Origin of the sequence: Pantoea sp. USMM079 (assembly GCF_037153115.1) — a bacterium.
Lineage (GTDB): Bacteria > Pseudomonadota > Gammaproteobacteria > Enterobacterales > Enterobacteriaceae > Pantoea > Pantoea communis.
Window position 1 is genome coordinate 20182 of sequence record NZ_JBBCKX010000012.1, and the last position, 13445, is coordinate 33626.

11 protein-coding genes are annotated in these 13445 nt (G+C 55.4%); 2 read left to right on the plus strand and 9 right to left on the minus strand.

What is annotated here, in order from left to right:
* Window positions 1–94: 94 nt before the first annotated feature.
* The 3 genes from WFP70_RS16200 to WFP70_RS16210 all read right to left on the minus strand — a co-directional run bounded on the left by WFP70_RS16200 (window position 95) and on the right by WFP70_RS16210 (window position 4301).
* Window positions 95–1774, minus strand: coding sequence for an AsmA family protein (locus WFP70_RS16200; protein ID WP_337023837.1), 1680 nt, complete (start codon window positions 1772–1774; stop codon window positions 95–97).
* Window positions 1775–1896: 122 nt separating this feature from the next.
* Window positions 1897–3273 (minus strand): nucleobase:cation symporter-2 family protein, encoded by a 1377-nt coding sequence (locus WFP70_RS16205; protein WP_337023838.1) that lies wholly within the window; start codon window positions 3271–3273, stop codon window positions 1897–1899.
* Window positions 3274–3365: 92 nt separating this feature from the next.
* The gene (locus WFP70_RS16210; RefSeq protein WP_337023839.1) at window positions 3366–4301 is read right to left on the minus strand and encodes a quinone oxidoreductase family protein; all 936 of its coding nucleotides are present in this window, start codon (window positions 4299–4301) and stop codon (window positions 3366–3368) included.
* A gap of 70 nt (window positions 4302–4371) precedes the next feature.
* Here WFP70_RS16210 and WFP70_RS16215 point away from each other — a divergent pair, with 70 nt between their 5' ends.
* A complete protein-coding gene (locus tag WFP70_RS16215; RefSeq protein ID WP_097119643.1) occupies window positions 4372–4848 on the plus strand; it encodes a MarR family winged helix-turn-helix transcriptional regulator in 477 nt (158 codons plus the stop codon).
* Window positions 4849–4895: 47 nt separating this feature from the next.
* On the opposite strand, the gene recG is transcribed toward WFP70_RS16215, so the two are convergent.
* Genes recG through gmk form a run of 5 tightly spaced genes read right to left on the minus strand, consistent with a single transcriptional unit; the run spans window position 4896 to window position 10755 of the window.
* Window positions 4896–6974 (minus strand): ATP-dependent DNA helicase RecG, encoded by a 2079-nt coding sequence (recG, locus tag WFP70_RS16220; RefSeq protein WP_097119644.1) that lies wholly within the window; start codon window positions 6972–6974, stop codon window positions 4896–4898.
* The gene (gene trmH, locus WFP70_RS16225; protein ID WP_034823857.1) at window positions 6971–7666 is read right to left on the minus strand and encodes a tRNA (guanosine(18)-2'-O)-methyltransferase TrmH; all 696 of its coding nucleotides are present in this window, start codon (window positions 7664–7666) and stop codon (window positions 6971–6973) included. The genes recG and trmH overlap by 4 nt, the downstream gene beginning before the upstream one ends.
* Before the next feature lie 3 nt (window positions 7667–7669).
* Complete coding sequence (gene spoT / locus WFP70_RS16230) at window positions 7670–9778, minus strand: bifunctional GTP diphosphokinase/guanosine-3',5'-bis pyrophosphate 3'-pyrophosphohydrolase (RefSeq protein ID WP_337023840.1); 2109 nt, start codon at window positions 9776–9778, stop codon at window positions 7670–7672.
* Window positions 9779–9798: 20 nt separating this feature from the next.
* On the minus strand, window positions 9799–10074 hold the full coding sequence (gene rpoZ, locus WFP70_RS16235; RefSeq protein ID WP_034823855.1) for a DNA-directed RNA polymerase subunit omega: 276 nt from the start codon (window positions 10072–10074) through the stop codon (window positions 9799–9801).
* 57 nt (window positions 10075–10131) lie between these two features.
* On the minus strand, window positions 10132–10755 hold the full coding sequence (gene gmk / locus WFP70_RS16240) for a guanylate kinase (RefSeq protein ID WP_034823854.1): 624 nt from the start codon (window positions 10753–10755) through the stop codon (window positions 10132–10134).
* A gap of 239 nt (window positions 10756–10994) precedes the next feature.
* Here gmk and ligB point away from each other — a divergent pair, with 239 nt between their 5' ends.
* Window positions 10995–12737, plus strand: coding sequence for an NAD-dependent DNA ligase LigB (gene ligB, locus WFP70_RS16245; RefSeq protein ID WP_337023841.1), 1743 nt, complete (start codon window positions 10995–10997; stop codon window positions 12735–12737).
* Here ligB and WFP70_RS16250 read toward each other — a convergent pair.
* Complete coding sequence (locus WFP70_RS16250; RefSeq protein ID WP_038644022.1) at window positions 12678–13295, minus strand: trimeric intracellular cation channel family protein; 618 nt, start codon at window positions 13293–13295, stop codon at window positions 12678–12680. The two genes, ligB and WFP70_RS16250, sit on opposite strands and share 60 nt — an antisense overlap.
* Window positions 13296–13445: the final 150 nt, after the last annotated feature.

Consider the following 13445-nt stretch of genomic DNA (forward strand, 5'->3'; position numbering starts at 1 on the left):
ATCGGTAGCAGCGCGAAGAATGGCGCATCGGTGAGCGACAGGGTGTCGCTACTGATACGCGGCATTCCTCGCATCGCTACCGTTTGCTGAAAATCTATTGAACCTGACCCGCATGCATCGTCTGCTGCACCGATTGTGTATCGGTGGTCACGGATACATTACCCTCAACACTTTGGCGCAATGGCGCGGCAGCACTCAATGAACCTTTCACCTGTAGCAAAAGATTACTGTTGCCGCTAAGAGGCAACGCAGGCCAGCCCCAGTTCTGCAACACATTGGCGGGCACCGCCTGACCTTTGAGATTCAGCGTCAATGGACGCTGTGCATCCTGGCCAACACTCGCCGTCCCTTCCAGCAAACCGTTACCGTTGAAGGCGCTCATTTCCGTCACCTGAATCTGCTGATCGTTAGCATTAAAGGCAATGGAGGGATGGCGCAGATCGGTGCGATTAAACGTTGCTTCCGCCGCGTTAAAGCTCGCTTTACCGCCCCAGATTCCCCACTGATGCTGGCGTGCCAGTAGCAGGTTATCGGCGTTACCATCCAGCGCGGTCATCTGGAATGGGAAAGCAGGGTTGATGTCGATCACCAGATTACGATTGGCCGTAGCGTGTGTCACCAGCACGCTATCCAGCCATGATGGCAATGCTTGCTGCCAGCGGTCGCGCCAGTTCTGCGGTAAGGTATATTCCAGCCCGGCAATGGCTAAATCATTCAGCGTCAGGCGTTTATCGCTGCGCGTCCAGTTGCCGCTGGCACGGATCACGCCATTGGCCCAACGTGAACTGAACTGGGCCAATTCAATGCCCTGCGCCGAGAAGTTGGCATTAACAATCGGATCGTTCAGCTCAAAGCCACCATTAATGAAGTTACCGGCATTCATCGACAGTGAGCCATCATCGCTTTGCCAGTCATCTCCACGCAGCGTGATGTTCTTCAGGGTTAAATCGAGGTCGGTGACAGCCCAATCGGGCCCTTGCAGTCGGGCATCGGTCATATCCAGGCGATTGATGCTCACTGACGGCACGTCGCGCAGAGGATTGAGGAAATCACTCAGATTTTGATGGGTCTGCAGGCGGATATCGTTAAGACGTAGCTGATCAATCTTCCAGTTACCCTGCGCGTCGCGCTCGGCGTTGCCGGTTATCGAACCACGCGCGAGATCGGCCCCAATATTGCTGAATATCATGCGGTGCTGCTTCACACTTCCCTGCAGCAGCACATTGTTGCCCGGAACACCATTCAGCGTCAGCTTGCCTGCGCTCATCTGGAACTGTGCATCGCTGCCCAGCATATCCGTCGGGGTCGGTTTCCACGGGATAATTCCGCCATTAACCCGTTCAGCGTTCATCGGCAGCATGCTGTGCGGGCTATCAATGCGCACGTTGTTCAGTTGCAGGCGATTGGCCTGGATAGGCAGCGTGGTATCGGGCGTCTGATTCGCGAGGTTAATCTCGCCATCACGCACGTCGATGCTATCAAAATGCAGCCAGTCACTGAATTGCACCAGCGCCAGTCCAAGATCGACGCGCTTGGCCACCAACACCGCTGGCTGACCATCGTGCCCAAAGCTGAAATCATCCAGCATGATGTGCGAGGGAGAAGAGAAGTTGTGCTCTATCTTGCTGAGGGAAAGATGCCAGGCGGTCTTATCACTTACCCAACGGCTAAACCAACCTGCGCCCCACTGTGTCTGCAGCAAGACATACAGGACAACCAGCCCCAGCAGAATCAGCAGCAGTAAGGTAAGGAAAAACTTGCCTAAAAATTTCATCGCATCCATCCATCCCGATATTTATCCGGTAAGAGGTTGTTATGCCTGAATTACCGTTACAGCTCAACAGCCTGGATGTAAAAGCGGATAAATAACAGGCAGGCCGTAGCCTGCCTTAAGGGTTACTTTTCCTGTGGAAAGACGAGGTTAAGCACGATTGCGGTGATACCACCGGCAGCAATGCCTGAGGAGAGCAGGGTTTTCAGCCATTCCGGGGCGAATTGCAGAATCAGCGGTTGCTGTGAAACACCCAGGCCAACGGCCAGCGACAGTGCGATGATCATAATGGCGCGACGGTTCAGCGGCTCGCGCGAAACGATGCGTACACCCGATGCCGCAATCGTGCCAAACATCACGATGGTGGCACCACCCAGTACTGGCTCAGGAATGTGCTGCACGAAACCACTCACCGCCGGGAACAGGCCGAGCACAATCAGCATCAGCGCCACGACAAAGCCCACATAACGGCTGGCAACGCCGGTCAATTGGATCACGCCGTTGTTCTGCCCAAAGCAGGAGTTCGGAAACGTATTGAACAATGCGGATACAAATGAGTTGAGGCCATTAGCCAGCACGCCGCCTTTTAAGCGCTTCATATACAGTGGGCCGCTCACCGGTTGCTCTGACACATCCGAGGTGGCAGTGATATCGCCGATGGTTTCCAGCGAGGTCACCATAAACACCAGCATCAACGGGATCAGCAGGTTCCAGTCAAAACCGAGACCGTAATAAAGCGGTGTCGGCACCGCCACCAGCGGTTGATCGGTGGGCGCGCTAGTGGCAGGCAGCATATCCAGCGCCCATGCCAACGCATAACCGACCGCCATCGCGATCACCAGTGAAGCCACACGCAGGTAGGGATTGCGCTGACGGTTGAGCAGGATAATCACCACCAATACCGCGCCAGCCAGCAGCAGGTTCTTTGGTGCGCCGAAAGTGTGATCGCTCATCGCCGCGAAGCCACCGCCAATCGAGGTCAGGCCGACCTGAATCAGTGACAGGCCAATAATCATCACCACAATGCCGGAAACCAGCGGGGTAATAATACGACGCGCCAGATGCAGAACGCGTGACAGCACCATTTCGGTACAGGACGCCACCATCAACGTACCGAACAGCGCGGCCATCATGGTCGGGACATCGGCACCGCCATTTTTCAGCGCCATGCCACCCATAATCAGCGGTGTCACAAAGTTAAAGCTGGTGCCCTGAATCGACAGTAAACCAGAACCTACTGGCCCCCAGGTTTTGATTTGCAGGATCGAAGCCACACCCGATGCAAATAGCGACATGCTGATAATGTGCTGCGTATCCTGAGCCGGTAAGCCCAGCGCCTGGCAGATCAACAGTGCAGGGGTAATCACAGCAACGAACATCGCCAGCAGATGCTGACAGGCAGCAAACAGCGTTTGTGGCAACGGTGGACGATCTTCGAGGCGGTAAATCAGTTCACTCTTTGTACGGGCTGACTGATGAGATTCAGCGGTATTGACGGACATGGTGCGCGTTCTCAATGACAACAAAGGGGCGATTTTAAACGGTTGCGTTGTGAAAGCAATCGTTTGCAATGCCCCTTTTCACTTGCATTGATTTAAAGAGTAAACACGGTACGGCTGCGGCTATCATCTTCCTGCCATGCCTGAGTCACTTCACTCAACGGGCGCATCTGGAAAGCGACCGAAAAATCACTCTCCGCCGCGGCGTTCAACATTTCGTTGATGCAGGCGATCAGATCCGCTTCGGATACGCTGCCCAGACCGCTGCCCATTAATGTCAGACCCGATGAGCGCAACAGCTTGCTGTGCAGGGTGATTTCCTGGCCACTCAGCGAGCCGATTTGCACGAAGCGCACCGCTTTCTCTCCACCCGCGACAGCCGCCTGCATGATATCAAGTGCACTCTGGCCCCACAGGTAATCCAGCACGATACCGATGCCTTCTTTCATCAGTGCAGGCAGTGCGCCGGGCAGCTCATCCAGCGTCAGGGTGATGTCCGCGCCCTGGGCACGCAGTTGATCCAGTACTTCACGATTGCGACCAGTGGCGATGATTTTGCCCGCGCCGAGATGGCGGGCAATGCGTACCGCTAGTCCACCTGAGGTGCCGGTGGCGCCATTGATCAGCACCGTTTCACCTGGCTGCAACTGCGCCCGACGTGTCAATGCTGCCCAGGAGGACATGCCCGGATTGGCGATGGCGGCAGCCAGCACCGGATCGAGTGAGGCGGGCAGAGGCACAATGGCAGTGGCTGGAACCAGGGTTCTTTCCGCCATGCTGCCCCAGGGCGCATCAAAGGCGAGAAAATAGACCGGATCGCCGTTGCTGAGTGTACCGGTGCCGTCAATGCCGGTGATAAAAGGGTAATGCGTGGTGGCGCTGTAGTGTTTGCCAGAAGCGCGTGCTTTCGCCAGCTGACTGACGGCAGCCGCTTTAACGCTGACAATAACATGTTGTTCATCGGCTTGCGGTTCAGGGAAATCAGCGTAAACCGGCTGTTCGCCCGCTGCAGAAACGATAGCTGCTTTCATGCTTTCTCCTTCAGATAATCGGGAACTATGTGTAATATGCACACATTAGTTCTGCCTCGGGATAACGTCAATGAAAAGTGTGCAAAATACACATAATAGTGCAGAGTTCGACGATCTGCATAATGCGCTGCTGATGATTGTGGGTACTTTTAATCGCCCGCAACGTGATGAATTACTAATAAAAGAGTCCAATATTCAACTCGATCGTGCGCTATTTCCGCTGCTGATTCAGATTGGCCGCTTTGGACCGATTGGCGTGGTGGAACTGGCAGAGCGCGCCGGACGCGATTACACCACCGTGAGCCGTCAGGTGGCGAAACTGGAAGAGCTGGGGTTAGCGCAACGACAGAAAAATGCCAAAGACAAACGCGTAAACGAAGCGGTCATTACCGCCACTGGCAAAGCGATGACGGATAAAATCGATGCCGCACGGGCGCAGATTTATCAGCATCTGTTTGAGAACTGGCAGGATAGCGAGCGCACCGAGCTGGCGCGTCTGTTGCAGAAATTTGTCGGGGATTTTATGGCGATCGATCGTAGTGAGTAAGGGCGGGCATCGTGTTGGCTCTTTAACACGCCGTCTTTTGCCCATTTTTAAGCGTTGCTGTAGCGCTCGGTCTCTGGCAGCCAGCGTTCAATCAACGCCTGCGCCTGTTCTGGATAGTGCTGGTGGATATGGCGTGCCACGCGTTGCACTTCTGGGATCATGCCCTGATCGCGCAGTAAGTCTGCAACCTTAAACTCCGCATTACCGGTCTGGCGCGTACCAAGTAATTCACCGGGACCGCGAATTTCCAGGTCGTGCTGAGCGATGACGAAGCCATCGTTGCTGTCGCGCAGTACCTGCAAACGCTTCTGCGCGGTTTTGCTGAGCGGCGCTTTATACAGCAGCACGCAATGCGAGGCGACTGCGCCACGGCCCACGCGACCGCGCAGCTGATGCAGCTGAGCCAGGCCCAAACGTTCCGGGTTTTCGATGATCATCAGGCTGGCGTTGGGCACGTCTACTCCGACTTCAATCACCGTCGTCGCGACCAGTAACTGAATCTCGTTGGCTTTGAAGGCCGCCATGACCGCCTGTTTTTCTGCCGGTTTCATGCGGCCGTGCACCAGCCCAACCTGCAAGCCAGGCAGCGCGAGTTTCAACTCTTCCCAGGTGGCTTCCGCCGCTTGTGCTTCCAGTACATCTGACTCTTCAATCAGCGTACAGACCCAGTAAGCCTGGCGACCTTCATGGCAGGCGTTTTTCACCCGCTCAATAATATCGCCGCGGCGACTGTCAGGAATGGCCACTGTGGTGACCGGTGTGCGGCCAGGCGGTAATTCGTCGATGGTGGAGGTGTCGAGGTCGGCATAGGCGGTCATCGCCAGGGTACGCGGAATCGGCGTGGCGGTCATGATCAGCTGATGCGGATGGAAACCCTGCTCTTCACCTTTTTCCCATAGCGCAAGACGTTGATGCACGCCGAAGCGATGTTGCTCATCAATGATCACCAGCGCCATGCCGTTGAATTTGACCTGCTCCTGGAACAGCGCATGCGTGCCGACCACCATCGCTACCTGTCCGCTGGCAATCGCTTCCTGCTGGGCTTCACGTGCTTTGCCTTTTTGCTTGCCAGCCAGCCAACCCACTTCAATGCCCAGCGGCGCAAACCACTGGCGGAAATTGTTGGCATGCTGCTCGGCCAGCAGCTCGGTCGGCGCCATCAGCGCCACCTGTTTGCCATGCGCAATGACATTCAGCGCCGCCAGCGCCGCGACCAGCGTTTTGCCCGATCCCACATCGCCCTGCACCAGACGCATCATTGGGAAGTCGTTGGCTAAATCGCGCTCGATCTCCTCAACCACGCGTTTTTGCGCGCCGGTGGGTGAGAAGGGCAGCGCGGCCAGCAATTGATTCACCAGATTATGCTTAGCAGGCATCGGCAACGCATGATGACGTTGAGCACCGGCACGAACCGCCAGCATGCTGAGGTTGTGCGCCAGCAGCTCTTCAAGGATTAAGCGCTTTTGTGCGGGATGGCGACCGGTTTCCAGCTCGCTCAGACGTAAATCGGGTGGCGGACGATGCAGCGTGCGCAGGGCATCCGGCAAACTCATCAAGCCACCGCTCAGTTCTGACGGCAGCAACTCGGCAATCGGGCAGCTTTCCAGCAACGTCAGCGCTTGATCGGTGAGATTGCGCAGCGTGGCCTGACGAATGCCTTCAGTGGTGGGATAGACCGGTGTCAGGGTTTCCTGTAGCTCGACGCCGCCCTGTTCGCCCTGCACGCGATACTCGGGATGAATAATTTCAGCACCGCGCTGACCACGTTTGATTTCGCCATAAGCGGTGACGCGGCGGCCTGGCGCCAGACTGTTTTTCATCCCGGCATTGAAATTGAAGAAGCGCATGGTCAGCACGCCGCTGCCATCACTGATCTGGCACACCAGCATGCGGCGGCGGCCAAAGGTAATCTCACTGTGTAGCACTTCACCTTCCACCGTGGACCAGACGCCCGGCAGCAGGTCATTAATCTTATAGAGTTGGGTGCGATCTTCGTAGCGCAGCGGCAGATGCAGCAGCAAATCCTGAATAGTGAACAGGCTGAGTTTAGCCAGTTTTCCCGCCTGACTGGCGCCGACGCCGGTCAGGGTACTGAGCGGTATGGCATCCAGCAGACGGCCTTTCATTTTTTACCTGTGGATTGCATGGTGGCCCACCAGTCGGCATCGGCTTCCACCTCGCCCTGGGCGTTGATATGCGGATAAGGCAGACCTTTTTGCTTCGCCACGCGTGCAAGCACCGGATAACCGCCTTCAAACAGCAAACGCTGCTGTTCATCGGCATCAAGCAAGCTGTGCTGACGTTTGTACATGCCGGCGTTCTGCCGTTGACGCTGCGCTTCATACAGAATCAGCGCGGAGGCGACGGAAACGTTGAGTGACTGCACCATGCCCACCATCGGCACAATGATGTCTTGATCGGCGAGCGCCAGCGCTTCAGCGGTGATGCCGGTTTTTTCCTGCCCCATCAGAATGCAGGTCGGTTTGGTGTAATCGATCTCGCGAAAATCCACTGCATTGGCCGACAGATTGGTCGCCAGCACCTGCATCCCCTGATCTTTCAAGTGACGCACGGCTTCTGCGATATGACGATGCGTCTGCACTTTCACCCAACTGTTGCTGCCCGCTGAAGCAGATACCATGGTGCGCATGCGCACGCTAGGCCAGACGGCGTGCACTTCATGGATGCCGACCGCGTCAGCAGTACGAATCACCGCCGAGACATTATGCGGCTTATGGACCTGCTCCATGCACACGGTGAGGTCGTGCTGGCGCATGGCCAGCATTTCCTGGATACGAGCAAAACGTTGAGCGTTCATGCATTAATTACGGTTACGGTGAACTTTAATCACATCTGGCATCACGCGGATTTTACGCATAATATTGGCCAGATGGACGCGGTCGTTCGCGGTGAGACGGATAAAGGCGCTGTAAACACGGCCGTCGCGCTCTTCCGTGTTAATACTTTGGATGTTGGATCCCGCTGTGTTGATAGCCGCCGTCAGGTTCGCCAGTGCGCCCTGATGGTTGAACATATCCACCTTAATTTCCGCGACAAACTCCTGGTCGATAACCTTGTCCCACTCAACCGGCATGAACTTCTCGGGCTCTTTCTGATAGCCACGGATGTTACGACAGGATTCGTGATGCACCACCAGACCTTTACCCGGGCTGACGTGCGCGACAATCGGATCGCCAGGAATCGGACGACAGCACTTGGCAAAGGTAATCAATACGCCATCAGCACCTTTGATCGGCAGCTTTTTGCGTTTGCTATTGCTTTGCGGCTGCTCAGCACCCGACTGCAGCAGGTTTTTCGCCACGACCACGCTCATGGCGTTGCCGAGGCCGATCTCCGCCAGCAAATCGTCAATGCTGGTCAGCTTCATACGCTCCAGCTCGTGCTGAATATTTTCCGGCGGGATCTCTGCCAGCTTCTTGCTGCCGCCGAGCGCATGGCTCAACAGACGACGGCCAAGGTTGACGGAGTCTTCGCGTTTGAGGTTTTTCAGCAGCTGACGAATCTTGGCGCGCGCTTTTGAACTCACCACAAAGTTAAGCCACGCCGCATTCGGACGTGCGCCAGGCGCGGTGATAATTTCAATAGTTTGGCCGCTGGTTAGCGATTGCGACAGCGGATAAGGCTGGCGATCGACGCGGGCGCCCACACAGGCATGGCCAATATCGGTGTGCACGGCGTAAGCGAAGTCTACCGGTGTGGCGCCAGCAGGCAGTTCGACGATACGGCCTTCCGGCGTGAAGACGTAGATCTCATCCGGGAAGAGATCGGATTTCACGCTCTCGATAAATTCAAACGAGCTACCGGCGCTTTGTTGCAGCTCCAGCAGGCTTTGCAGCCAGCGCTGGGCGCGAATCTGTGCGGTCGTGCCGCTTTCACCGGCCTCTTTATAAGCCCAGTGTGCCGCTACCCCCATCTCCGCCATCTGATCCATATCTTCGGTACGGATTTGCACTTCAACGGGCACGCCGTGCGGGCCAATCATTGATGTATGCAGTGATTGATAGCCGTTGGCCTTGGGAATAGCGATGTAATCTTTGACGCGTCCAGGACGCGGTTTGTACAGGCTGTGCATCTGACCGAGCACGCGATAACAGGTATCCAGGTCTTTCACGATAACGCGAAAGGCATAAATATCCATGATCGAGTGGAATCGCTGCTCTTTCAGGTGCATTTTGCGGTAGATCGAATAAAGATGCTTCTCGCGGCCACTGACACGGCAGGGAATACCCGCTTCCTGTAAGCGCCCGTCGATTTCAGAAAGGATCTTCTGAATCATCTCTTTACGATTACCGCGTGCCGCTTTCACCACCTCTTTTATCACGCGGAAACGATTTGGATAGAGGGCTTCAAAGCCGAGTTCTTCCAACTCTGTTTTCAGGTGATGAATACCAAGTCGGTGCGCCAGAGGACTGTAAATCTCCAGCGTTTCCAGTGCGATACGACGTTTCTTATCCGGTCGCAACGCACCGAGCGTGCGCATGTTGTGCGTGCGGTCAGCCAGCTTGATCAGAATGACGCGGATATCCTGCACCATCGCCATAATCATTTTGCGGAAGTTTTCAGCCTGCGCTTCTTTCTTGTCGCGGAACTTCAGCTTGTCGAGTTTCGACACGCCTTCCACCAGTTCGGCCACGCTTTTGCCAAACAGCTGTTCCATATCCTGGTAAGTGGCGGGTGTATCTTCGATCACGTCATGCAGCAGCGCTGCCATCAGCGTTTCATGGTCGAGTTTCATCTCGGCCAGAATGCAGGCAACGGCAACAGGATGGGTGATGTAAGGTTCACCGCTGGAGCGTGTCTGACCCTCGTGGGCATCACGCGCGACGAGATAAGCTTGCTTGAGGCGCTTGATTTGCTCCTCAGGCAAGTATTTTTCAATCAGTTGATTGAGGCTTTCAAACAGATACAAGGTTGACCTGCGAAGTGCTGTTAACGACGACCTTCAGCGATAGCGGTAACGGCTTGTAACTCAGCGGCTTCCTGCTCTTGCTGCTCCTGACGATCACGCACATCCAGAATCTGGGTAGTGATCAGGCCTTCTTCGATTTCGCGCAGGGCGATAACGGTGGCTTTATCGTTCTCTTCCGGAACCAGCGGATCTTTACCGCCTACCTGCATCTGACGTGCTCGACGTGCAGCGACCAACACCAGGTCAAAACGGTTACCAATTTTCTCTACTGCGTCCTGAACGGTTACGCGTGCCATAGGTGTGCTACTCCACAGATGATGAAGAAATGACTGGGCATAATACTGAAAGTGACTTCAGACTGCCAATAGTTTGCTGATTAAAGCATCATGTCGCGATTTTTGGCGACTCATACGCAGACGTTCTGCGCGAATAATGTGTTTCAGGTCGGTCAGTGCCAGGTCGAAATCATCATTCACGATCAGATAATCGTATTCAGCGTAGTGACTCATTTCCGCCACGGCCTGAGCCATACGGCGGGCGATAACCTCTTCGCTATCCTGACCACGGCCACGCAGGCGACGATCTAACTCTTCAGTCGACGGCGGCAGCACAAAAATGCTGCGTGCGGCAGGCATTTTCTGGCGAATTTGCTGAGCACCTTGCCAGTCGATATCCAGAAATACATCGACACCGGTCGCCAGCACGCGCTCAATCGCGGCGCGCGAGGTACCGTAATAATTGCCAAACACTTCCGCATGTTCGAGGAAGTCTTCAGCGGCAATCATGGTCTCAAATTCAGGCTTGGAGACAAAGAAATAGTGTTCACCATGAACTTCACCGGGACGCACGCCGCGAGTGGTATGGGAAACAGACACCTGCGTATCGTACAGCGGCTGTGTCTTCAATAAAGCCTGAATCAGACTGGATTTACCCGCGCCACTGGGGGCGGAAACAATATAAAGCGTGCCTTGAGCCATGGTTATCTTGAATTGAGTAAAGAGCGGAGTCGATTTCCTGCACAGTATACACGGCTTAACGGTGCCACGCAGCGTTTGCCGTTGGGCTAAGGTAATTCTTTTTCTGTGAACCCGCGCCAGATAACGCGGTAAGCCGCTGCAAACGGCTTAAAAAACCGGGAATACGTTTGCTCTCTACCACCTTCAGCACTGGTCATTGCCCTCATCGCACTCTCCAATAGACAAAAAGGAGAGCAACGATGAAAGGATGGTGGTGGTTGTGTTGCTGGTTTTTCACCGCGGCTTGCGGGGCTGAAGCGCTGTGCCCTAACTGGTCACCGGTGCGCGCCGAACAAGAGATGGTTCAATTACATAGCCAGCTACGGCACTGGGATGATGCCTACTATCGCAAGGGCACGAGTCTGGTTAGCGATGGGGACTATGACAGCCTGCAGCAACGCTTACTGCATTGGCAGCGCTGCTTCGCGCCGGATCAACGGGCTTATCAAGCGCAGCCCACAACGGACGGTAGTACCCGACACCCGGTGGCACACACAGGGGTACGGAAACTGCGTGACAAGTTGGCGGTGGCTTACTGGATGCAGGATAAATCGCCACTGTGGATACAGCCGAAAGTCGATGGCGTGGCGGTAACGCTGGTGTATCGACGCGGGCAATTGGTTTCTCTGGTGAGTCGCGGCGATGGCTTGCGTGGCGAAGAGTGGATAACCAAAGCCCGCCATATTCCGGCGATTCCTACTCACATTGAAACCGATCGTGAAGAGGTGGTGCTGCAAGGCGAGCTGTTTCTGCTTATGACCGATCATCAGCAAGCACGTGACGGAGGGCGAAATGCCAGAGCGCAGGTGGCGGGTGCGATGATGCGTCATGAAGCTTCTCCGCTGCTGGCAGATTTTGGCATTTTTATCTGGGCATGGCCCGATGGTCCAATCCAGATGCCCGCTCGACAGGCGCAGTTATCACGCTGGGGATTCGGTCTGGCGCAGGACTGGAGCCACCCAATCGAGAACGAAGAGGAGGCGGAGGTGTGGCGCGATCGCTGGTTCCGTGCATCTTTGCCGTTCGTCACCGATGGCGTCGTGATCCATCAATCACCCGTCGGTGCCGGGCGGGACTGGCAGCCTGGTCAGGGGCATTGGTCCGCCGCGTGGAAATATCAGCCGGTTGAAGTCAGCAGTGAAGTGCTGTCCGTGGATTTCAACGTTGGGCGCACGGGGAAAATTGCCGTGGTGCTGAACCTCACTCCCGTTCAGCTGGATGATAAAACCGTGCGCAGAGTGAATCTTGGATCGCTGCGGCGATGGCGGGAGCTGGATGTCATCGCAGGTGATCAAGTGATAGTCACGTTAGCCGGTCAGGGTATTCCTCGCTTAGAGCGAGTCATTTGGCGGGTGAGAGGGCGAGATTATCCTTTAACACCACAGCAGGGCGAATTTAATCCGCTGTCTTGTTTGCACTTCAACCATGATTGTCGGCTGCAGTTCTTATCACGCCTCACCTGGCTCAGTCAGAAATCGGTGCTGAACATCCCTGGCGTGCAACGTAGTAGCTGGCAGCGGTTACTGAACAGTGGCGCCATCACCCATCTTTTCTCCTGGCTGACGTTAACGCCAGAAGAGATCGCGCAGGACAGCGGGATGTCCTCTGCGCGGGCACAAGAGATTTGGCAACGTTTCCAACAGACACGTCAGCAACCCTTTCGGCGCTGGGTGAGCGCATTAGGTCTACCGCTTCCCCGAACCGCGTTGCAGGCCTTAGCGGATAACGACTGGACAGCGTTGCTGGCTCGCTCGGCAGATGAGTGGCAGCAGCTACCCGGCATCGGGCGCACACTGGCAGAGCGGATTGTTAGCATGCTGCAGGATGAGGAATTACAGCAACTGATCCGCTTTTTACAGCAGCAGGAAATTCCTGCTGCACCTTTAATGTTCGGGGTGGGGATAGTTGAAGATCGGCAGACCAAGGCGGAAGCGCAGCGCTAATAAACGGCCAATGAAGCCGGCCAGCAGCGTAATGATCACCACGGCTTCATGGGGAAGCGGCGTTTTGAGCAGCAGAATGTAGAGCCAACCTGCGGCAAATGCGATACCGGCATAGAGCTCTTTTTGGAACACCAGCGGGATGCGATTGCAGAACATATCACGCAGCACGCCACCAAAAACCCCCGTGATCACGGCGGCAATAGCGGCAATGATCGAGGCATGACCAGAATCCAGCGCGACCTGCGCGCCAATAATGGAGAACACCACCAGGCCAAGCGCATCCAGTACCAGAAACACTTTACGCAGATGATTCATTAAAGGGGCAACAAAAGTGGTCACCACCGCAGCGGCGGCCACGATCATGATGTACTCCGGGTTTTTAACCCAACTCAACGGATAATGCCCGAGCAGGATGTCACGCACCGAGCCGCCTCCGATTGCAGTGACGGACGCAATGATGATGACGCCAAACAGATCCATTTTGCGGCGACCAGCGGCCAGCGCACCGGTCATGGCTTCGGCGGTGATGCCAATAATGTAGAGAACGGTTAATAACATAGAGCACTCCATAAGATCGGCGGCCAGCCTAAAGATTTCCTCAGCTATCGACCACTGAGTATTTCTAAAGCAGACGTCATCGGATTAGCTGTTTTGATGCCGCTCATGCTAACAGGCTTAACCCGCTTGATAAATCAGGAGTGCGTTACG

Bases quoted from the DNA above. Each gene is read 5' to 3' on its own strand.
- WFP70_RS16200 (WP_337023837.1), bottom strand. From the start codon at position 1,774: ATGAAATTTTTAGGCAAGTTTTTCCTTACCTTACTGCTGCTGATTCTG.
- WFP70_RS16205 (WP_337023838.1), bottom strand. From the start codon at position 3,273: ATGTCCGTCAATACCGCTGAATCTCATCAGTCAGCCCGTACAAAGAGT.
- WFP70_RS16210 (WP_337023839.1), bottom strand. From the start codon at position 4,301: ATGAAAGCAGCTATCGTTTCTGCAGCGGGCGAACAGCCGGTTTACGCT.
- WFP70_RS16215 (WP_097119643.1), top strand. From the start codon at position 4,372: ATGAAAAGTGTGCAAAATACACATAATAGTGCAGAGTTCGACGATCTG.
- recG (WP_097119644.1), bottom strand. From the start codon at position 6,974: ATGAAAGGCCGTCTGCTGGATGCCATACCGCTCAGTACCCTGACCGGC.
- trmH (WP_034823857.1), bottom strand. From the start codon at position 7,666: ATGAACGCTCAACGTTTTGCTCGTATCCAGGAAATGCTGGCCATGCGC.
- rpoZ (WP_034823855.1), bottom strand. From the start codon at position 10,074: ATGGCACGCGTAACCGTTCAGGACGCAGTAGAGAAAATTGGTAACCGT.
- gmk (WP_034823854.1), bottom strand. From the start codon at position 10,755: ATGGCTCAAGGCACGCTTTATATTGTTTCCGCCCCCAGTGGCGCGGGT.
- ligB (WP_337023841.1), top strand. From the start codon at position 10,995: ATGAAAGGATGGTGGTGGTTGTGTTGCTGGTTTTTCACCGCGGCTTGC.
- WFP70_RS16250 (WP_038644022.1), bottom strand. From the start codon at position 13,295: ATGTTATTAACCGTTCTCTACATTATTGGCATCACCGCCGAAGCCATG.